At 69.7% G+C, this 19,151-nt stretch carries 18 protein-coding genes; 9 read left to right on the forward strand and 9 right to left on the reverse strand.

The window, feature by feature from the left end; translation table 11 throughout:
• The first annotated feature begins 71 nt into the window (after positions 1-71).
• A complete protein-coding gene (locus Q7C18_RS15390) occupies positions 72-1,133 on the forward strand; it encodes a zinc-dependent alcohol dehydrogenase family protein (RefSeq protein WP_311026125.1) in 1,062 nt (353 codons plus the stop codon).
• A gap of 4 nt (positions 1,134-1,137) precedes the next feature.
• On the opposite strand, the gene Q7C18_RS15395 is transcribed toward Q7C18_RS15390, so the two are convergent.
• Complete coding sequence (locus tag Q7C18_RS15395; RefSeq protein ID WP_311026126.1) at positions 1,138-1,467, reverse strand: VOC family protein; 330 nt, start codon at positions 1,465-1,467, stop codon at positions 1,138-1,140.
• A gap of 95 nt (positions 1,468-1,562) precedes the next feature.
• Here Q7C18_RS15395 and Q7C18_RS15400 point away from each other — a divergent pair, with 95 nt between their 5' ends.
• The 3 genes from Q7C18_RS15400 to Q7C18_RS15410 all read left to right on the forward strand — a co-directional run bounded on the left by Q7C18_RS15400 (position 1,563) and on the right by Q7C18_RS15410 (position 4,966).
• Positions 1,563-2,297 (forward strand): sulfite exporter TauE/SafE family protein, encoded by a 735-nt coding sequence (locus Q7C18_RS15400; RefSeq protein ID WP_237090074.1) that lies wholly within the window; start codon positions 1,563-1,565, stop codon positions 2,295-2,297.
• 106 nt (positions 2,298-2,403) lie between these two features.
• Positions 2,404-3,996, forward strand: coding sequence for an NAD-dependent epimerase/dehydratase family protein (locus Q7C18_RS15405; protein WP_311026127.1), 1,593 nt, complete (start codon positions 2,404-2,406; stop codon positions 3,994-3,996).
• A gap of 34 nt (positions 3,997-4,030) precedes the next feature.
• Positions 4,031-4,966 carry an aldo/keto reductase gene (locus tag Q7C18_RS15410; RefSeq protein ID WP_311026128.1) on the forward strand — a complete coding sequence of 312 codons (936 nt, stop codon included), beginning with the start codon at positions 4,031-4,033 and terminating at the stop codon, positions 4,964-4,966.
• Positions 4,967-4,977: 11 nt separating this feature from the next.
• Here Q7C18_RS15410 and Q7C18_RS15415 read toward each other — a convergent pair whose 3' ends face one another.
• Positions 4,978-5,802: an aldo/keto reductase gene (locus Q7C18_RS15415; RefSeq protein WP_311026129.1), complete on the reverse strand. Its 825-nt coding sequence runs from the start codon at positions 5,800-5,802 to the stop codon at positions 4,978-4,980.
• A 56-nt stretch (positions 5,803-5,858) separates the two neighbouring features.
• Here Q7C18_RS15415 and Q7C18_RS15420 point away from each other — a divergent pair, with 56 nt between their 5' ends.
• On the forward strand, positions 5,859-6,434 hold the full coding sequence (locus Q7C18_RS15420; RefSeq protein ID WP_311026130.1) for a protein-L-isoaspartate O-methyltransferase: 576 nt from the start codon (positions 5,859-5,861) through the stop codon (positions 6,432-6,434).
• On the opposite strand, the gene Q7C18_RS15425 is transcribed toward Q7C18_RS15420, so the two are convergent.
• The 4 genes from Q7C18_RS15425 to Q7C18_RS15440 are packed head-to-tail and all read right to left on the reverse strand — an operon-like array spanning position 6,318 to position 11,738.
• The gene (locus Q7C18_RS15425; protein ID WP_311026131.1) at positions 6,318-8,513 is read right to left on the reverse strand and encodes a hypothetical protein; all 2,196 of its coding nucleotides are present in this window, start codon (positions 8,511-8,513) and stop codon (positions 6,318-6,320) included. The two genes, Q7C18_RS15420 and Q7C18_RS15425, sit on opposite strands and share 117 nt — an antisense overlap.
• Positions 8,513-9,073 carry a hypothetical protein gene (locus tag Q7C18_RS15430; RefSeq protein ID WP_311026132.1) on the reverse strand — a complete coding sequence of 187 codons (561 nt, stop codon included), beginning with the start codon at positions 9,071-9,073 and terminating at the stop codon, positions 8,513-8,515. The genes Q7C18_RS15425 and Q7C18_RS15430 overlap by 1 nt, the downstream gene beginning before the upstream one ends.
• A gap of 2 nt (positions 9,074-9,075) precedes the next feature.
• Positions 9,076-10,743: a phenylacetate--CoA ligase family protein gene (locus Q7C18_RS15435; protein ID WP_311026133.1), complete on the reverse strand. Its 1,668-nt coding sequence runs from the start codon at positions 10,741-10,743 to the stop codon at positions 9,076-9,078.
• Positions 10,744-10,748: 5 nt separating this feature from the next.
• Positions 10,749-11,738, reverse strand: coding sequence for a YafY family protein (locus Q7C18_RS15440; RefSeq protein WP_311026134.1), 990 nt, complete (start codon positions 11,736-11,738; stop codon positions 10,749-10,751).
• Positions 11,739-11,823: 85 nt separating this feature from the next.
• On the opposite strand from Q7C18_RS15440, the gene Q7C18_RS15445 reads away from it, so the two are divergent.
• Positions 11,824-12,411 carry a DUF664 domain-containing protein gene (locus Q7C18_RS15445; RefSeq protein WP_311026135.1) on the forward strand — a complete coding sequence of 196 codons (588 nt, stop codon included), beginning with the start codon at positions 11,824-11,826 and terminating at the stop codon, positions 12,409-12,411.
• 20 nt (positions 12,412-12,431) lie between these two features.
• Here the strand turns inward: Q7C18_RS15445 and Q7C18_RS15450 are convergent, their stop codons facing one another.
• Entirely contained in the window at positions 12,432-12,959 is a 528-nt protein-coding gene (locus Q7C18_RS15450) for an O-acetyl-ADP-ribose deacetylase (RefSeq protein WP_311026136.1), read from the reverse strand.
• Between the two features lie 53 nt (positions 12,960-13,012).
• Between Q7C18_RS15450 and Q7C18_RS15455 the strand changes: the two genes are divergently transcribed.
• A complete protein-coding gene (locus tag Q7C18_RS15455) occupies positions 13,013-14,584 on the forward strand; it encodes a cation:proton antiporter (protein ID WP_311026137.1) in 1,572 nt (523 codons plus the stop codon).
• A 444-nt stretch (positions 14,585-15,028) separates the two neighbouring features.
• Here the strand turns inward: Q7C18_RS15455 and Q7C18_RS15460 are convergent, their stop codons facing one another.
• Positions 15,029-16,645 (reverse strand): ABC-F family ATP-binding cassette domain-containing protein, encoded by a 1,617-nt coding sequence (locus Q7C18_RS15460; protein ID WP_311026138.1) that lies wholly within the window; start codon positions 16,643-16,645, stop codon positions 15,029-15,031.
• A gap of 238 nt (positions 16,646-16,883) precedes the next feature.
• Entirely contained in the window at positions 16,884-17,465 is a 582-nt protein-coding gene (locus tag Q7C18_RS15465; RefSeq protein ID WP_070159139.1) for a GNAT family N-acetyltransferase, read from the reverse strand.
• A gap of 41 nt (positions 17,466-17,506) precedes the next feature.
• On the opposite strand from Q7C18_RS15465, the gene Q7C18_RS15470 reads away from it, so the two are divergent.
• Together Q7C18_RS15470 and Q7C18_RS15475 are read left to right on the forward strand one after the other, a co-directional pair.
• Positions 17,507-18,058 carry an SRPBCC family protein gene (locus tag Q7C18_RS15470; RefSeq protein ID WP_139827711.1) on the forward strand — a complete coding sequence of 184 codons (552 nt, stop codon included), beginning with the start codon at positions 17,507-17,509 and terminating at the stop codon, positions 18,056-18,058.
• Positions 18,055-18,495 carry an NUDIX domain-containing protein gene (locus Q7C18_RS15475; RefSeq protein WP_311026139.1) on the forward strand — a complete coding sequence of 147 codons (441 nt, stop codon included), beginning with the start codon at positions 18,055-18,057 and terminating at the stop codon, positions 18,493-18,495. The genes Q7C18_RS15470 and Q7C18_RS15475 overlap by 4 nt, the downstream gene beginning before the upstream one ends.
• The last annotated feature ends 656 nt before the right edge of the window (positions 18,496-19,151 follow it).

The raw sequence follows: 19,151 nt of genomic DNA on the forward strand, positions 1-19,151 counted from the left end.
CTGCTCAGTCTTCCGGAACCCTCTGACATATCCATCGAGCCCGAGCACCGAACCGTGCCATGCTTCTTCCCATGCGAGCAGTCGTCATCGAGGAGATCCGCGCCCACCCTCAGGTGCGAGAGGTGCCCGCCCCCGACGCGCCGGAGGACGGCGTCGTCGTGAGTGTGGAGGCCACCGGCCTGTGCCGCAGCGACTGGCATGCTTGGGCAGGACATGAGGACATCGCCTGGCCGCATGTGCCGGGTCATGAGCTCGCGGGGATCATCCAGGCGGTCGGCGCCGGGGTCAAGAACTGGCGGCCCGGGGACCGTGTCACGGCGCCGTTCGTGTGCGGCTGCGGTCGGTGCCGCTGGTGCCTTCAGGGGGAGCCGCAGGTCTGCCCCCACCAGCAGCAGCCGGGATTCACGCACTGGGGCTCCTTCGCCGAACAGGTCGTCCTGCACGCCGCGGACGCCAACCTCGTCGCCATCCCGGACGGCGTGAGCTCACAGGCCGCGGCGAGTCTCGGCTGTCGATTCGCCACCGCGTATCGAGGGCTTGTCGGCAGGGCCCGGATCAGCGGGGGAGAGACGCTGGCGGTGATCGGTGCCGGCGGGGTCGGGCTCAGTGCGGTGATGATCGGACGCGCGCTCGGCGCGGAGGTGATCGCGGTGGATCGCAGTCAATCGGCGCTCGACCTGGCCCGTGGCCTGGGTGCTGCGCATACCATCCTCGCCCCGCAGGGCCCGGGGACGCCAGGGCAGGACGAGGGCGTCCCAGCTAGGGTCTCGGAGCTCACCGACGGCGGGGCCGACGTCGCCGTCGACGCCGTGGGCTCCGAGCAGACCTGCGCGGATGCGATCCACAGTCTTCGGCGTCAGGGCCGGCACGTGCAGATCGGACTGCTGCCCGCGGTGTCCGGGCACCCACGGGTGCCCATGGACCGGGTGATCGCCTGGGAGCTGGACGTCCTGGGAAGCCATGGAATGGCTGCTGGCGCCTACCCGGAGATGCTGGCGATGATCGCCGACGGCCGCCTGGACCCGGAGCGGCTCATCGCTCGGACCATCGGCCTCGATCAGGCCGCCGCCGCGCTGCCCCTCATGGACCGTGCGCCACAGGCGGGCATGACCATGATCGACCCTCGGCGCTGAGCGGTCACAGGTGCATGCCCACGTTGACCACCGTGCCGGAGCTGTCGCGGTAGAAGAAGCGGCGTACGCCCCAGGCCTCGACCGTCAGCGGATGGACGATCTCGAGTCCCGCCTCCTGAGCCAGCCTGTAGGCATCCTCCACGTCGTCGACGAACACCGACGCCTGCGGATTCACCGGCGCGGAGGCGTCCTGCGTCATCAGCCCGATCTGGGCCCCGGCGCTGTCGGCGAGGAACGCGATCCAGCCCAGGTCCATCACCAGCTCCAGTCCCAGCACCGCCCGGTGCTCCTGCACGGCCGACGGCAGGTCGTCCACCGTGAAGATGGGTGTCACTCTCTGCACTGTCATGGATCCATGCAACGACGACGTCCCGCAGCTGGCAAGGTGCGCCGTCCCGACCCCGGCCGGCGGCGCATTAGGCTGTCACGGTGATCGACCTCGACCTTCTCGGGTGGGCGATGCTCGCCGTCGGCGCGCTCATCGTCGGCCTGTCCAAGACGGCAGTGCCGGGTGCCGCCACCCTGGCGGTGGCGATCTTCGCCGCCACGATGCCGGCCCGTGAGTCCACCGCGGCCCTGCTGGTCCTGCTGTTGGTGGGTGACCTCTTCGCGGTCTGGATGTATCGGCGCGACGTCGACTGGGCCACCCTGCGGCGCCTGGTCCCCGCCGTGCTGGTGGGCCTGCTGGTGGGCGCCGTGTTCCTGGGGCTGGCCTCTGACGCCGTCGTCCGGCGAGTGATCGGTGCCATCCTGCTGGCGCTGCTGGCCTTCACCCTGTGGCGGCGTCGATCGGCCGCCGACGCCGCAGAGCTGGGCAGGACGGCCGCCTACGGCTACGGCTGGCTGGGCGGGTTCACCACCATGGTCGCCAACGCCGGGGGACCGGTGATGAGCATGTACCTGCTCGCCATGCGACTGCCGGTGAAGACCTTCCTCGGCACCACCGCCTACTTCTTCTTCGCGGTCAACCTGTCGAAGCTGCCGTTCCAGGTGGGCCTGGGCCTGCTGAACCTGCAGGTGCTGGCGATCGCGGGGATGCTGGTGCCGCTGGTCGTCATCGGGGCCTTCATCGGACGGTGGATCGCCGTGCGCATCTCCCAGCGGCTCTTCGACCGGCTGGTGCTGGTGCTCACCGCCGTCGGTGCGGTGAACCTGCTCCTCTGACCACCCCTTGTGCCCCGGCGGCAGGCATGGTCTGGTGGAAGACCACCTTGAGTGACCACACAGCGTGCTGAGACAGCACAGCACCGCCGGATCGAAGGAGGACCCCGTGCACATCGCCGTCGTGGGAGCCACCGGGAACGTAGGCTCGGCCGTGCTCCGAGAGCTGCATCTCCGTCAGGAGGTCACCTCCGTGGTCGGGATCGCCCGCCGCCTTCCCGACACCGACGTCGAGCCTTATGCCTCTCCCGAATGGGCCACGATCGACGTCCAGTTCCGCGAGTCGGTGGCCGCCCTGACCGATGCCTTCGCCGGCGTCGACGCCGTCGTCCATCTGGCATGGCTCGTCCAGCCGAACACGGAGCGGGAGCTGCTGCGCCGGGTCAACGTCGACGGCACCCGTCACGTGCTGGAGGCGGCCGCCGCGGCGGGGGTCCGGCGTGTCGCCGTGGCCTCGTCGGTGGGTGCCTACTCGCCGGTGGAGGACGACGATCCCCGGGCCGAGGACTGGCCGACCGACGGCATCCCCGGCTCGCACTACAGCGAGGACAAATGCGCTCAGGAACGCGTCATGGACGAATTCGAGAGGGCACATCCTGACGTATCGCTCGCCCGCCTGCGTCCGGGCCTGGTCTTCCAGGGCTGCGCAGGCTCGGAGATCCAGCGGTACTTCGCCGGACGATGGGCGCCGGTGCAGGTGCTCGGGGCGGTCCGTCCGCCGTTGGTCCCCCTTCCGGCCGGTCTGCGGGTCCACGCCGTGCATGCCGCCGACGTGGCGTCAGCCTTCGCCGAGGCGGTGACCCGTGGTGCCGAGGGGCCCTTCAACATCGCTGCCGACGACCTGCTGGACGCGCACCAGCTGGCGAAGGTGTTCTCCGGAGGACGGGGCAGGGCTGTGACGGTCCCGGTCAAGCCTGTGCGCTCGGCCCTGCGCGCCGCCCATCGTGCGGGGATGGTGCCCGCTGACGAAGGCTGGTTGGACCTGAGCCTGCGCGCCCCGGTGCTGGACACGACGCGCGCCCGGCAGGAACTGGGCTGGCGTCCGCTGCGCAGCGCGGCCGAGGCTGTGGAGAGCGTCCTAGAGGGCATGATCTCCGGCGACGGCGTGGCCTCGCCTCCCCTGAGGCCCCGCTCCGGCCCGGAGCCGGAGAGTCCCGATCTGCCGAACGCCGGTCACCGGCTCACCGGGTCGGTCGACGCCGGGCTGCTGCGCCAGTACCTGGCTGATCACCTCACGGGCGCCACGGCAGGGGTCAAGCGGATCGAGGCGATGGCGGAGGCGTATCAGGACACGCCCGTCTTCCCACAGATCTCCGAGGTGGCGGGTGCGATCCGTCGTGAGCACGCCTTTCTGCAGGGCCTCATGCTGCGCCAGGGCTTCCCGCGTCCGGGCCCCTCGGCCTCACTGGCCTGGATGGGGGAGAAGGCCGCCCGGCTCAAGCCCTATGGGCGGGCCCCGCTGCGCCGCTCGCCCACGGCGCTGCTGCTCGAGTGCGAACTGATGTCCAGCGCGGTGACCGGCAAGCTCCACGGGTGGCTGGTCTGCCGGGAGCATGCCGAGGAGCTGGGCGTGGAGGCGGCCGTGTTCACCGAGCTGATCGAGGATGCCCACGCGCAGCTGGAGACGCTGCGTGAGGCGCATCGACACACCCGGCAGACCGCCTTCCGCGACGGCATGCCGGAGGACCCTGCGCGTCTGTGACCCGCTGACCAGGGGCCGCGATAGGGTTGTGACCATGCGCACACAGCAGATCGCACAGACCGACATCACCGCCCCCAGCGTCACACTCGGCCTGATGAGGATCGCGGAGAAGACCGATGAGGAGATCCGCGAGCTCGTCACCGCGGCGCGTGAGGCCGGCGTCGACTTCTTCGACCACGCGGACATCTACAGCACAGGGCTGACCACCCACGGGTGCGAGCGCCGGTTCGCGGAGGCGATGCGGCTGAGCCAGGCTGAACGGGAAGAGATCACCCTCCAGACCAAGGCCGGGATCGTCAAGGACGGCCCGTACTACGACTTCTCCTATGAGCACATCGTCAGCTCGGCAGAGGAGTCGCTGCGTTCCCTGCAGACCGACTACATCGACATCCTCCTGCTGCACCGCCCGGACATCCTCGTGGAGCCGGAGGAGGTGGCCCGCGCCTTCGACCACCTGGCCTCCACCGGGAAGGTGCGGCACTTCGGGGTCTCCAACCACACTACGGCGCAGATCGAGCTGCTGCGCACCGCCGTGAACCAGCCCCTGGTGGTCAATCAGGTGCAGCTGTCCATCCCGCACGCTGCCATCCTGGCCGAAGGGATCATGGCCAACACCGTCGGCCAGACCTCGGCCGTCTCACCCAACGGGGAAGGGATCGTGGAGTACTGCCGGATCAACGGCATCACGCTGCAGGCATGGTCCCCGTATCAGTCGCCGCACGGCGTGTTCATCGGCTCCACGCAGTACCCGGAGCTCAATGCCGTGCTGGACCGGCTGGCGCACAAGTACGCGGTGACCCCGACGGCGATCGCCACCGCCTGGATCACCCGTCACCCCGCACGCATGCAGGTGGTGCTGGGCACCACCCGGGCGGACCGGGTCGCTGAGGCCGCGTCGGGCTCCGAGATCCCGCTGACCCGCCCGGAGTGGTACGAGCTGCTGCGCGCCGCAGGCCACCGGGTCCCCTGAGTCGGGACCGATCAGCCCTCGAACGAGTCCGGGTGCCCTCCGCGGCGCCCGGACTCACCCTTGTCCAGACCGGTGATCGCCGCCATCTCCTGCTCCGAGAGGGCGAAGCCGAAGAGGTCGGCATTGTCCCGCATCCGCTCGGGGCTGTCGGTCTTGGGGATCACCACGTCGCCGCGCTGCACGTGCCAGCGCAGGATGGCCCGTGCTGGGGAGACTCCGTGGGCGGCGGCGACGTCGGCGATCACCGGGTCCGCGAACTCGTCCCCGCGGCCCAGCGGGCTCCAGGCCTGCACCGCCGTGCCCAGCTCGGCGCAGCGGGCGCGGACGGCGTCGTTGGTGAAATAGGGGTGGATCTCGATCTGGTTCACCGCCGGCACCACGCCGGTGGCCTCGACGAGCCGGTCCAGGTGGTGCGGTTGGAAGTTGGAGACGCCGATCTCACGGGTCAGCCCCGCCTCGGCTAGCTCGATCAGCGCCTCCCAGGTGGAGACGAAGTCACCGCCGTAGAGGGTGGGCAGCGGCCAGTGGATGAGGAACAGGTCCACCTGCTCCAGGCCGAGCTCCTGCAGCGAGCCCTCCAGGCTGGGACGGACATCCTCGGGACGGTGGCGATCGTTGCGCAGCTTCGTGGTGACGAACACCTCCTCGCGCGGCAGACCGGATGCCCGCAGCCCTGCGCCGACGCCGGCCTCGTTGGCGTACATCTGGGCGGTGTCCACGTGGCGGTAGCCCGCGCGCAGCGCCTCGGTGACTGCTGCTGCCGTGTCACGGGTCCTGTAAGTGCCGAAGCCGAGCTGAGGGATGGTGGAGCCGGAGGGAAGACTGATGCTGGTCATGCCTCGATCCTAGGACCTACGGCAGGCCGCCTGCAGCGACGTATCATGAGGACACCATGGCAGAGTCGGACTCACCTGACGCCGTCGCCCGCGCGATGGAGGAGGTGCCGCGCGTCGATTTCCTCCCGTGGCCGCAGCGCCGGTTCGCCGCCGCCGACGAGCCGCTGTCCATCGGGCACGGCCAGACCAACTCGCAGCCCAGCACCGTGGCCCGCATGCTGCGGCTCCTCGACGTGCGCGCCGGTCAGCGCGTGCTCGACGTCGGCTCCGGATCCGGCTGGACGGCGGCCCTGCTGGGGCACCTGGTGGGCTCCGGCGGTCGGGTCTTCGGGGTGGAGCTCATCCCCGAGCTCGCCTCCCGGGCGCGCCAGGCGGTGGAGCTGCAGGCGATGCCCTGGGTGCAGGTGCGGCCCGCCGAGAAGGACGTCCTCGGCCTGCCCGACGTCGCACCCTTCGACCGGATCCTGGTCTCAGCGGATGCGGCGCAGACCCCGTACGAGCTGATCGACCAGCTGTCACCGGACGGGGTCATGGTGGCCCCCGTGGTGGGGGAGATGCACCGGATCCGCCGCACCGAGGACGGCGTCCACACCACTCGACACGGGCAGTATCGGTTCGTGCCGCTGCACTGAGCGCCGAGCCGAGCGGGGCGGGACGTCGTCGGGGATCCCCACCCGGAAGTACGCCACCGGGTGCTCGACACCCAGCCTCCCCACCGTGGCTGGGCAGTCGATGACCTCCGAGGCCGGGGAGACCGCAAGCCCCTGCCGGCGCAGGCGCAGCCACAGGCGCTGCAGCCGCCGCCCCGCCTCCACCAGGCCGGCCGGCGAGCGATCCGGGCAGGACATCACCACCGGCACGCCCGTGCCTGCGTCGGCCAGCGGAGGGGAGATCCGCCCCAGCAGGGCGGGGAGGGCCGGCCGGAGACCTGAGAGCAGCAGCTGCACGGGTCGGGACTGCACCGCCCGGGGCAGCTGCAGACACTCGGCGGAGAGCCCGTCCTCATGCCAGCGGGGATCCTGAGGGTCCAGGCGCAGCCAGTCCAGCAGCTCGGCGGCCAACTCCGGAGTGGCCGCCAGGTGGCGACCGGCGCGGCGCTCCAGCGGGTCGGCGTCGAGGGCGTCCAGGATGTGGAAGCCCTCCGGGAGGTCCAGCGGCCCGGGAGGCAGCAGGCGCCCCCGGTGGACCCGCCGGTCCAGGACGTCCTGGATGGTGGCGGCTGCCGTACCGGAGGCGGGCCGGGTGGCGTCCTCCGGGCTCCAGCTCAGGCGGATCCTGATGTCGGGGCCGACCCCGGTGACCTCCTCGAGGCTGACGTGCTGGCCTTCGGCGGAGGCCGCGACGGCGAAGGATTCGATCCACGCGCCGAGGCTCAGATGCAGGTCGCGATGGGTCGGGTCTCCCACCGGCAGGGTGCACGAGGGGTCCACGGTCAGGCGCAGCGCCGACGCTGCGGCGTCCGGCTGGGGCACCCAAGGCTGGGTGTTGTGTGCGCTGGGCGCCCGCTCCGCCACCTGGCACCAGCACTGAGGCCCCTGCAGCGTCGCGCCGTCGCCCGGGCCGACCCGGCGGTGGAAGAAGCTCAGCCGGTGCAGCGGATGCCCGCCTGCGTGGGCGAAGACCCGGGACGAGCCGGGATTGTCCTCGCCGATGCTGGTCACCCGCAGATGCTCCCGGCCTCCGTCATGCAGCTCCGCGAACAGTTCCCGCGACACCAGGGACAGCAGGCCTTCTCCCTGGCGGTCCGGTCGGGTGCCCTGGACGATCAGCACCGCATCCCGGTTCTCGCCCAGCAGCCTCGGCAGCTCCCGGAGCCCGAGCTCGCCGCGGGACCGGCGCAGCATCGGGGCCGGGTCGGGAACCACCAGGGCGAAGCTGACGATCCGCCCGGACTCATCGGTCAGCAGCACCACCAGCCGGGGGTCCATCAGCAGCTCCAGGCCAGCGGTCTGGCGGGCCATCTGGCGACGTGAGATCGGGGTGAAGTACGGCAGCTGGGCGAAGGAGTCGTTCAGTGCCTCCCGCAGCCGCTCCACCTGGCCGCCGCGGCCGCGCAGCCGCAGGCGCGAGGCGGGCTCGCGGCGCACCCCGGAGGCCTCCAGCTCGGTGGGGTCGGGACGACGACGGCGCGCGGGCGGGATGTCCCGCACCGCCACCTCCCAGGTCGACGCCGGATGCCAGGGGGAGAACCCCGCGGCGCGGAGCCCGTCGGCCAGCTCGGGCGGGGTCCAGGGGGAGTCGAAGAACGCGTCTGCGGCGAACCCGGAGGTCAGGGCGCCACCCTGCTGATTGGGCAGCAGCTCCATCGGGCCCAGCAGACCGGTCGCGCCGGCGCGGAGCGCGCGGTTCTCGACGGCGCCCAGCAGCGTCTGCAGCACGGCAGGTGAGGGCGCCTCCACGGCGCCGAAGAGCTGGAAGGGGCCGGGGCCGAGCGAGGCGCTCAGCACGGAGTCGAGCTCGGCGGAGCAGTGGGTGACGCAGCGGCCCACCGGGACGCCGTCGTCGTCGCGGACCAGCAGCAGGGAGAGCTCGTCGACATGGGGGTGGTCGCCGCGGAACCAGGCCCGGACGTCATCGGCGAGCAGCGGCACTGCCTGGGCCGTGCGGGAACCCAGAGCGAGGAACTCTTTGCAGGCCGTGCGGGTGCGGACCTCCTCGACGGTCAGCCGTGACGCCGGCATCGGTGTCGCTGGCAGCAGCGGCCCCGCCATCAGCGTCTCCGGCGCAGCGGATTGAGCGCCCGGGCGAGAGCTCTCACCCGCCCGGCACCGGTGATGGTGGCGCGGAGGTCCTCGGGCAGGTCGCCGGGCCGACGGGCACCTGGCGAGCGATCCTGCCAGTTCTCCACCATGCGCAGCTCGTCGCCCTCGGCCCGCCAGGTGCCGTTGACGTAGCCGACCTCCTCAGCCTCCAGGATCCGAATGAACCCGCCGACCACCGGCGCCTTCGACGGGTCGGCCGATCCGGTGCCCGTCTCCGGGGAGGTGCCCACCAGCCAGTGCATGATCGCATGGTGCTCCGGGGCCTTGGCGAAGGCCATCAGCGACTCTCGCGATTCGAAGCACACCACCAGGCCGATGCGCAGCGGGAACTCGTAGTAGCTGCGATGCCACAGGTAGCCCGGCGCGTTCTTCAGCGCGTTCGCCAGAGGGCCCCAGGTCACCAGCTGTTCCAGGAACGCTCGGGGAGAGCGGTACTCGTTGCAGCCGAGGAACAGCGCCCCGGTGCGGGCCTGCGGGGCGCGGCAGGCGGAGAAGTCACGGGTGCGCATCCTCATCCCTCGCTGCGCCGGAGGTACACGTTCTTGATCTTCCGTCGGGAGACGTCGTCGGTGAAGGGGCCCGAACGCCAGGGGTGGACATGCACGAGCAGCTCCGCGGCGCTGGGGTCCTCCTCGAGAGACTCGGCGACATCCCGCGAGACGGAGGCCAGATGCTCCAGCACGCCGGTGGCGATGGTCTCCGCCAGGCGCTCGCGGGCGCCGTCGGCGAGGGCGGCGTCGGGAAAGAACTCCGGGTCTCGCAGCTGGACGTGCAATGCAGGCCGATGCTCCAGGTCCCCGGTCTGCTGCAGCTCGATCTGGAAGGACTCGATGAGCCGGGCGACCTCAGGGTCCCGATACAGGCCGTTCTGCACGTCCACCGGGTAGATGTTCGCCCCCATGTAGGAGATCGTCGAGTCGCTGCGGCCGAACAGCAGCAGGAAGGGCAGCTTCATCCGTTGGTGCCGGTACGCGCGTTTGAGGCGTGGGACCAGGTCGGGGAAGTCGGCGGTGAGCTCCACCATCTCAGGGAAGGTGAGCAGGCGGGCCTCGTCGCCGATGTTGTAGCGGAGCCGCGGGCTCATCACCGCTGCCGAGTTGATGGTGACCACCAGCTCGTCGTCCTCGGTGGTCTCCAGGAAGGTCTCCAACGGGTTGTACTGGAAGACCATCGGAATGCGGGTCTCCTCCTCCCCGAGGACCCGCTCGCGGAAGTCCGGGTTGCTGATCAGCTCGCGGCGCAGCGTCACCGAGAGATCGGTCTCCCCACCCATGCCGATGGTCAGGTCCGAGGCGCCGTAGCCGGCGTAGACCCGGTGGAAGCGACGTTCCAGGTGATCCCGGAGACCCTCCGTCATCGCCTCGCCGCCGACGAACCCGTTGAGCCGGAAGTCGGCGAACTCCTCCCCGGCGGCGTCGAGCCGGTCCGCCAGATGCTTCAGGAACGGCGGGTAGGCGGTGATCAGGTAGGTGAAGCCGGGACCGAAGTGGCGCAGCGTGTCGAGGATCTTCTCCAGATCCGGACCCGTGTTCTTCACCATGGCGATCTTCGCCATCGCCTGACCGGTGTTGGTGCCGGTGGCCCAGGCCCCCATGGAGAACGCGTTGATGCAGAACAGGTTCTCCTCGCCGAAGAGCATGGTCACATAGCCGGCCACGTTCTTGTGCACGGTGTCGAGCTCCTGCTTGGAGCGCATCCAGTTGAACGGGGTGCCCGAGGAACCGGAGGACTCGTCCACCACGGTCCCGGCGACGTCGATGCGTCCCCGCCAGCAGCGGGGCGCCTCCTCGTAGCGGCGGACGTATTCATCTTTGGACGTCGGGGTATAGGAGGTCAGGTCCCACCAGCTGAACCGGTAGCCGGTGCGGGCCAGATAGTCCTGGTATGCGGGCACGTCGAGGGAGGCGTGCTGGCAGATCATCCAGGCGTTGAGCTGGGCGAAGCGTTCCAGGGCGGGGTGGTAGTTCCGGGCGGTGAACCGCCACAGCAGCGGGTCGGCGCGGTAGAGGCGGTAGGCCGCCGTCAGGCCCAGGTTCGCCGAGCGCAGCATCACCTGGCGGGCGATGTTGACCGGGCCGCGACGGATCGGCAGGCGCCGCAGATGGGCCTGCGCCTCATCAGGCACCACGGGGCGCAGACGGAGGGCCTTGAGCGAGGACAGCAGGGTGGAGGGCGCCATGAGGGTCAGTCTATGATGCGTGCCACGTCAGGGTCAGCGGCGGTGCGTACCGAGATCAGATCGTGGCCGAGCCGATGGATGGCTTCCAGCACTTCCGGAGGATCGACCACCTGCATCGGCAGCCTCAGCTCCGCCAGGTGCACGGCCACCCATTCGGCTTCGTGGGCTCCCACGGTCATCAGGCAGCGGCCAAGACCAGCGGGGACGACGTCGGCGGCATGCGGCGAGATCCGGGCGCGCACCTGGTCCGCGGGCGCCTCCACGATCACTCGCGCCACCAGGGCGTAGGGGGAACGGAGCACTGCCTCCTTCACGGTGGCCACGGGGTCCGGGGACGGGATCGCGGTGTAGCGCAGCGTGGTCACATGCAGGTCGCTGATCCGGTCGACGCGGAAGGTCCGCCAGTCTCGGCGCAGATGGCACCAGGCGAACAGGTACCAGCGTCCGGCGAAGGAGACCACGCGGTAGGGATCCACTCTGCGGCCTGTGGGACGCCCGGCGCGACGATGGGCGAAGGTGACGGTGCGGCGTTCCGCCGAGGCCTCGGCCAGCCGCGCCACATGCTCTGCCGGGGTCCCGGCGTCGCGGTTCCCGATGACGGCGGTGCCGCGGCGCACCTTGTCGGCGGCTGCAGAGACCTGTGGGGGCATCGTGCGGCTGACCTTGGCCAGGGCGGACAGCGCCGCATCCTCCAGGCCGGAGAGGCCGAGGTCCGTCAGGTGGGCCAGGCCGAGCACGACGGCGGAGGCCTCCTCCGGCTCCAGGACCAGCAACGGCCGGTCGGACCCTGCCACGAGCCGATAGCCGCCGCCCTGTCCGGCCGTCGACTCGATCCCGTACCCGAGGTCCCTCAGCCGCTGGACGTCCCGCCGCACCGTGCGAGTGGTCACACCCAGCCGCTCGGCGATCTCCTCGGCGCTGGCCGAGGACCGTGCCTGCATGAAGGCGAGGATCTGCAGGGCGCGGCGGGTGGGGTCGGTGGTGTCGCGGGGCATGGCTCCACAGTACTCGCAGGACGCGGACAGTATCTGTCCGCATGAGCGGGAACACTGAGTCGCACCTACCCCGAGAGGAGACGTCATGCCCTTCCTGACCCCCGAGGTGTCCGATGAGCGGGACGCCTGCGCCACCTATGCCGTCCAGCAGCTGGAGCAGCTGCGCATCGCCGCGCTGGACCTTGACGACGCCCAACTGCGTGCGGCACCCACCGCCGGAACGCTGAGCCTGGGCGGGCTGATCGCCCATGTGGCGCAGGCCGTAGTCCGCTGGCTGCATCATGTCTACGTCCACGGAGTCGCCGAGCAGGACAGTGGGCTTGCTGAGGTGTCCTTCGCGCTGGGCTTCGACGGATTCTGGACCGGCGAGGAGGTCCCCGAGGAGACCGGCACGCAGCTGCGTGACCGCCTGTTGACTGCGCGGGATCTGGTCCGTCCCGTGCTGGCGGACGCGGACTTCGACGCGCGGGTGCCGATCCCGGATGCTCCCTGGTTCCCGAAGGAGCTCGAGTCGTGGAACGTCCGCTGGGTGGCCCATCATCTGGTGGCAGAAGTCGCGCGGCATGCGGGACACGCGGACATCATCCGTGAGCACCTGGACGGACAGATCGCCTATGCGCTCAACGCCCGGGACGTCGGGGAGAGCTTCGACTGGGCCGAGTACGCGGGGTGATCGTCGGTCGCGGCCTGTGATCACCCGCAGAGGTCGGAGAGGTGGTCGCGGAAGGCTGCGGCCACCGGTGCGGAGAACAGGACGAATCGGACCTCCACCAGCGTGTCCCAGCGGGCTGGAGCCTCCGTGAGAGCGAGCCGGGCGGCGCGGGCGACGTCGCCGGCCTCCCACCCGTAGACGCCCGCGCCGATGGCCGGGAAGGCGACGCTGTCGGCGCCCAGACGTACGGCCTCCAGCAGAGACTCCCGGAAGCAGGAGACCAGCACGGACGGGTCGGTCTCGCCGGCGTGACGGTTGGGCCCCACGGTGTGGATGACCCAGTCCGCCGGGAGTCGGGCTCCCGGTGTGGACGCCGCGCGTCCGGGCGGCAGGCCTTCGGGCCAGCGCGTGGCGCGCAGCGCGCGGCAATGCTCCAACAACCCCGGGCCGGCCGCGCGGTGGATGGCGCCGTCCACGCCGCCGCCGCCCATCAGGGAGGAGTTCGCCGCGTTGACGATCGCGCTCACGTCCTGCTCGGTGATGTCCCCTTCGACCACGGTGATGCGCATGCGCCCTAGGATAGGGGGCCGACGTCCCTGTGCAGGATCCTTGGAGGCCCACCGTGTATGAGATCGCCCTGACCCTGCTCGTCGCCGCCGGTGCGGGACTGCTCGCCATGGTGTGTCGTGTCCCTCCGCTGGTCGGGTTCCTGGCAGCCGGCTTCGTGCTGGGTTTCCTGGAGGTTGAACCGTTTCCCGGGTTGGAGACCATCGCGGACATCGGGGTCATCCTGCTGCTGTTCACCATCGGTCTGAAGTTCGACGTCCGTGCCCTCATCCGGCGTGAGGCCTGGGGGACGGCTTCCATCCATATGGTGTTCCTCGCGCTGGTGGCCACGGGGTTCCTGGCGCTGCTGGCCGTCGTCGGGCTCAGCACACTCGATGGCGATTGGAGGACTCTGATCCTTGTCGGCTTCGCACTCTCCTTCTCCTCGACCGTGCTGTGTGTGAAGGTGCTGGAGGAACGCTCCGATGACGGCTCCTACTACGGGCAGACCGCCATCGCGATCCTGGTGTTCCAGGATGTGGCCGCCGTCGTGTTCATCACCGCCACCGGGGAAGAGTGGCCCAGCCCGTGGGCGCTGACGCTGGTGCTTCTGGTCCCAGCCTCCTGGCTGCTGCGGAAGCTCCTGGAACGGGTCGGCCATGGAGAGATGCTGGTGCTGTTCGGCGCCGCCTTGGCCCTGGGGCCCGGCTATTGGCTGTTCTCCAGCTTCGGGATCAAAGGCGACCTCGGCGCTCTCGTGATCGGCCTGCTGCTGGCGACCCACCCGCGGGCCGGCGAGCTGGCCAAGGGCCTGTTCAGCGTCAAGGAGCTGTTCCTTGTCGGATTCTTCCTGACCATCGGGATGGGCACCACGCCCACGTGGGCGGACCTCGGCCTGGCCACAGCCCTGTGCGTGGTGCTGCTGCCGCTGAAGACCGCCGGGTTCATGCTGCTGGGCCGGGCGTTCGGTCAGCGGAACCGCACTGCGGCCATGTCTGGGCTCGTGCTGGGCAACTTCTCGGAGTTCGCCCTCATCGTCTCTGTCGTGGGGGTCTCGGTCGGACTGCTGGAGGAGCAGGAGCTCGTCGTCATCGCGGTGGCTGTCGCGCTCTCCATGATCCTGTCCTCGCTGCTCAACGGTCGTGGTCACGAGGCAGTGGATCGCGTCGCCTCGTGGCTGCCGGGCGAGGATCCGGATCGCCTGCGCCCCTCGGACCGGCCCATCGAGACCGGTGAGGCGCAGGTCCTCGTCCTGGGCATGGGCCGGGTGGGTCGGGCGGCCTATGACGGGGTGCAGGGCAGAGGCTTCCGCGTCGTCGGGATCGACAACGACCATGTGACCGTCGAGCGTCTGCGCTCCCAGGGATATGACCTGGTGGAGGGGGACGCCACTGACCACAGCTTCTGGGACCGGGTGTCTCACTCGGGGATCGTCGAGCTGGTGATCCTGGCGATGCCGGTCCATGACTCGAACTCCTTCGCCCTGTCACAGCTGGAGAAGTCCAGCTTCGACGGCCGGGTGGCCGCCGTCGTCCAGTATGAGGAGCAGGCGCAGGCCCTGGAGTCGCGCGGAGTCCAGGCGGTGTTCAACCTTTACGAGGGAGCAGGGGTGGCTCTCGCCGATGCCGCCTGCAGCGATCTGCGCTGACCAAGTGGGACCGGCTTCCGGGCCGTGACGCGAAGCGGGCCGCCTCTCCCAAGGCGTGAAGCCGGGAGAGGCGGCCCGGCAGGCTGCGTGGTCTCAGAGTCCCAGGCCGGCCAGCAGGTCGAGAATCGTGTCGGTCAGTCCGCCGGCGATGGCCAGGACAGTGTCGAGCAGGCCAGAGATCATGGTGGAGCACCTTTCGTCGGGTGTCGATATTGTGTCGGTCACCGCAGCTGCGGTGACAGAACCATCCTGGCAAAAGTGCTTCAGTGAATCGCTACAATCATGTTTCCTTCGTGTTAATCATCATCCTGTCTCCGGAAGGAACTGGATCATCACGGAGTCGACCCCAGGTCAGCACATCCACGCGGGCTCCGGCGATCAGGAATTTCTCCCTCTCCACGCCCTCCTGGATGAAGCCGGCCGCGCGGGCGACCACACCGGAGCTCAGGCATCGGCGGTCATCCTCCCGTCGTCGATGTTCCCGTCGGCCACCAGGATCCTGCGGTCGAGGTCGAGCTGCTCCAGAAAGTGCTCATCGTGGCTGACCACCAGCAGAGCCCATTGATGGGACCGCAGGGCCTGCACCAGGTGCCGCACGCTGGCGAAGTCCAGATTGTTGGTCGGCTCGTCGAGGATCAGCAGCTGGGGTGCGGGCTCGGCCAGCAGCAGACTCGCCAGCGTCGCCCGCCATCGTTCGCCGCCGGAAAGGCTGCCTGCCGACTGATGGACGGCGTCGCCCCGCAGGAGGAAGAGTGCCAACTGATGCCGGATCCGAGTGAGGTCGGCCTCCGGTGCGTGGCGGTGCACGTTCTCCAGCACGCTCAGCCCGGGGTCCAGCACCTGGAGGTTCTGCGGCAGCAGGCGGTGCGGCACCAGCAGCTCGCCCTCGCCGTCGGCGGGGTCCTCCTGTCCGGAGAGGCACCGCAGCAGGGACGTCTTGCCCACGCCATTGGGCCCGGTCAGCGCCACGCGCTCAGGCCCGCGCAGCATCAGATCCAGCACAGCGGAGCCGTAGGCCGGACGCAGCGACCGTGCTCTCAGGACATCCCGACTGGCGGGAACGGCGGTGTCCGGCAGGTCTATACGGATCTCTGCATCCTCCCGGACCCGGCGCTCCGCCGACCGCAGGGTCTCCCTGGCCTCGTCGAGCCGGCCCTCGTGGAGGGTTTTGAGCCGACCCGCCGACTCTTCGGCGCGACGCCGGTAGGCGTGGGCGACGATGGGCGGCAGGCTGTCCGCCTTCTTCCGTCCCTGGCGGTCCCGACGGGCCTGCTTGGTGTGCTGGGCGGTCAGGTCGCGCTGCTGTCGCCGAACGTCTGACTGCGCGGTCGCCACGGCCTGGGCGGCCGCCTCCTGTTCGGCGGCCACTGCCGCCTCGAACAACGACAGGCCTCCTCCGTACCAGTGGATGCCGCCGTCGCGGACCTCTGCGATGCTGTCCACGCGCTCGAGCAGGTCACGGTCATGGCTGACCACCACCAGGGTGCCGGGGAAGTCCAGAATGAGGTCATGGACGCGGCTCCGAGTCGCGGAGTCGAGGCTGTTCGTCGGCTCATCGAGCAGCAGCACGTCGGGGCGCCGCAGCAGCTGCGCGGTGAGGCTCAGCAGCATCAGCTCCCCGCCGGAGAGCGATCCGACGGGCCGGTCCAGGTCGATGGCGTCGAGACCGATCCGAGACAGGGCCGCGGTGAGTCGCTGATCGATGTCCCAGTCCTCGCCGACGAGGTCGAAGTCTCGGACCTCCACCGAACCGGCCTCGATCCGGCGCAGCGCCGACAGGGTCGTCTCGACGCCGAGCAGGGCTGCGACCCGACGTCGAGGGTCGATGGCCGGATCCTGGGGGAGGCTTGCGAGCTCGCCAGAGAGCCGGACGTGACCCCCGGTGGGGGCGAGCTCCCCCGTGATGATCTTCAGCAGCGTCGATTTTCCGGCGCCGTTGTCGCCGACGATCCCGTGACGCCCAGGGCCGAGGCTGAACGTGACGCCGTCGAGGATCGTGTGGCCGTCAGGCACGCGAAAGGTGAGATCGGTGCAGGTCAGAGCACCAGTGATGTGCAACATGAGGAGTCTCCGGGGTGCGCAGGGGCGGGGGATGCGTGGAGACGCTGCACAGCGGGGCGGCTGTCGGGCGGAGGGCGTCGTGCCACAGAAGGGACCGAACGCAGGTGAAGCACCGAACCGTCAGAGAGCACAATGACCTCGCCGCGCGACGGCGGACAGGCTGTGCAGGTCTCAGACGTCAGTTCTTCACCGGTCACCTCGTGGTCGACGACAGGGCCGAGTTCAGAATAGCCCCGGATCAGGACGAAGGCCAGGCCCGGTACTCGGACTCCATCAGCCCCATGGAGACCTCGTCGTAGAATCGTCCGCGGTGGAGGACGGACTCCCGACGTCGACCCTCCACGCCGAAGCCGAGCCTCTCGTAGAGGCTCATAGCACGGGCATTGAAGGAGAAGACCGTGAGCTCCACCTTCCGGGCCCCCATCTCGTCGAAGGCCAGCCGCAGCATCAGCCGCACCGCCTCCTCTCCGAGGCCCTGGCCCTGGGCGGGCGGACCGAGCACGACGCCCAGGGTCGCAATGCGCGCCGGCACGGTGAGTCCGTGCAGGGAGATGTGCCCGGCCACCGTGCCGTCGTCGACCCGGGTGACCGTGTAGCCGACGGCCCCGGGGGAGTCGTTCCGTGCCCAGGCGGAGATCAGCTCCCGCACGTGGGTCTGAGGTTGCTGGACGATCCGTGTCTGCTGGAACAGCGCGACGTCCGGCTCGTTCCACCACTCGGCCAGCACCGGCAGGTCGTCTTCGATCGTGGCGCGCAGCGCCACCTTGTCTCCGGTGAGCAGGTTCGCAGCCCAGCTCCTCAGCTCGTCAAATTCACCCATGGCTCCTGACCCTACCGGCGGGTTCGCGTAGGCTGGAGCGTATGAGCGCAGAGCAGCGGGGATCCCACCATCAGGGCGCCGGTCAGGCGCCGCGCGAGTGTGCCGCCTATGGCGAGAACGGTGCGCAGGACCTGGGCTACGACCCAGACCACTGCGGCCGTGTGGTCACCGCGCATGACGTCGTCCGCGCGGATGCCGCGGCCATCTTCGAGCTCATTGCGGACCCCTCCCAGCAGTCCGCATGGGACGGCAATGAGAACCTCGCGCACGCGGAGCCCGGGCAGCGGGTCAGGGCGGTCGGTGACGTCTTTCGGATGACACTGACCAACGGCAAGACTCGGGAGAACCACGTGGTGGAATTCCTCGAGGGAGAACTGATCGCCTGGCGGCCCGCCACCATGGGTGAGCCGCCGGCGGGACACCTGTGGCGGTGGTCGCTGGCGGAGCTGTCCTCCGGCGGAGTGGAGGTCACCCACACCTATGACTGGTCGCAGCTGACCGACGAGGCCCGTGTGGAGCGGGCGCGCACCACGACCGCAGAGATGCTTGCGGCCTCGGTCAGCCGCCTGAAGGCACTCGCCGAGTCCGCGTGACGGGCCCCATCACCACTGTCGTCGCCGCCGCGGTCCTCCGCCAGGCGGCCCACGGACCGCCCGAGCTTCTCATGGCCCGCCGCACCAGACCTGAGGCGATGCGTCGGCTCTGGGAGTTCCCCGGAGGGAAGCTGGAGCCGGGAGAGAACGCCCGCGACGGCGTGCACCGGGAGCTGGCCGAGGAGCTGGGCATCCAGGTGGCCCTCGGTGAGGAGATCTGCGCATCGGGAGAGAATGGCGTGCCCGGACTCGGCTGGCGGCTCTCCGGCACCGCGGTGATGCGCCTGTTCCAGGGGGAGCTCATCGAGGGTGTCCCATGGCCCCTGCAGGATCATGATCGTCTGGACTGGGCACCGGTGAACCCTCAGCTGCTCGATCACCCGTGGATTCCGGCGGACCGGCCCATCGTGGAGGAGCTGCTGCGGCGTTACGCCTGACGCTGCCGGGATCCGCGCTCTGACACGCCCGGCAGTCCTGTCACGCAGCCCCCAGACATGGGAGACGCGCGCAGAAGCAGTGAGGAGGGCTTCTGCGCGCGTCGCGCTTCCCATCGCGCACAGCCATTAGAACACGTATTCTACACGCCCCGCAAGCCTTCGGTGCGCTTCATCGAAGATTCGTTCGACTCGTGGAGTCTGTGAGAATACTGTCAGATGCGTGAAGTTCCCGTCGGATCCCCGGAATGCCGGGCTTCAGCTCGCGATCCCGCTCATCCCGGCCCGCACGGACGTCCTCGAAGATTTCTTCGATATCCCCCCCCCCAATGTCACGACGAAGAGTGGGAGAAGAGTGGGACCCCGTGGATGGGCTCCCGATCCGCGGTGCCATGTGCGCACTCACCGGGCACCCTAGTCGTTCTCTCCAGCGCATGTAGACCACCTAGATGCTGCGGGGCTTGGCGTTGTTGACAGCACCGATGGGGTGAGCGAATAAGAGGAGCAGGCCCTCTCCGCGGCATGATGGGTAATCGCGAAAGGACCGTCATCAGCGAAAGCGAGCCGGTCAAGTTCAACTTGTGCGCGCAATGGTGCCCATAGCCCCGACCATTGGGCATGTTCGCTCTGCGACGGGGCTGTCACCGGGAATGGTGGTG

Origin of the sequence: Nesterenkonia sp. CL21, from assembly GCF_031705515.1 — a bacterium.
Classification (GTDB): Bacteria; Actinomycetota; Actinomycetes; order Actinomycetales; family Micrococcaceae; genus Nesterenkonia; species Nesterenkonia aethiopica.

Excerpts from the sequence above, each read along its gene's own strand:
- Q7C18_RS15390 (WP_311026125.1), top strand. The coding sequence starts at position 72 with ATGCGAGCAGTCGTCATCGAGGAGATCCGCGCCCACCCTCAGGTGCGA.
- Q7C18_RS15410 (WP_311026128.1), top strand. The coding sequence starts at position 4,031 with ATGCGCACACAGCAGATCGCACAGACCGACATCACCGCCCCCAGCGTC.
- Q7C18_RS15415 (WP_311026129.1), bottom strand. The coding sequence starts at position 5,802 with ATGACCAGCATCAGTCTTCCCTCCGGCTCCACCATCCCTCAGCTCGGC.
- Q7C18_RS15420 (WP_311026130.1), top strand. The coding sequence starts at position 5,859 with ATGGCAGAGTCGGACTCACCTGACGCCGTCGCCCGCGCGATGGAGGAG.
- Q7C18_RS15425 (WP_311026131.1), bottom strand. The coding sequence starts at position 8,513 with ATGGCGGGGCCGCTGCTGCCAGCGACACCGATGCCGGCGTCACGGCTG.
- Q7C18_RS15430 (WP_311026132.1), bottom strand. The coding sequence starts at position 9,073 with ATGCGCACCCGTGACTTCTCCGCCTGCCGCGCCCCGCAGGCCCGCACC.
- Q7C18_RS15435 (WP_311026133.1), bottom strand. The coding sequence starts at position 10,743 with ATGGCGCCCTCCACCCTGCTGTCCTCGCTCAAGGCCCTCCGTCTGCGC.
- Q7C18_RS15440 (WP_311026134.1), bottom strand. The coding sequence starts at position 11,738 with ATGCCCCGCGACACCACCGACCCCACCCGCCGCGCCCTGCAGATCCTC.
- Q7C18_RS15445 (WP_311026135.1), top strand. The coding sequence starts at position 11,824 with ATGCCCTTCCTGACCCCCGAGGTGTCCGATGAGCGGGACGCCTGCGCC.
- Q7C18_RS15450 (WP_311026136.1), bottom strand. The coding sequence starts at position 12,959 with ATGCGCATCACCGTGGTCGAAGGGGACATCACCGAGCAGGACGTGAGC.
- Q7C18_RS15460 (WP_311026138.1), bottom strand. The coding sequence starts at position 16,645 with ATGTTGCACATCACTGGTGCTCTGACCTGCACCGATCTCACCTTTCGC.
- Q7C18_RS15465 (WP_070159139.1), bottom strand. The coding sequence starts at position 17,465 with ATGGGTGAATTTGACGAGCTGAGGAGCTGGGCTGCGAACCTGCTCACC.
- Q7C18_RS15470 (WP_139827711.1), top strand. The coding sequence starts at position 17,507 with ATGAGCGCAGAGCAGCGGGGATCCCACCATCAGGGCGCCGGTCAGGCG.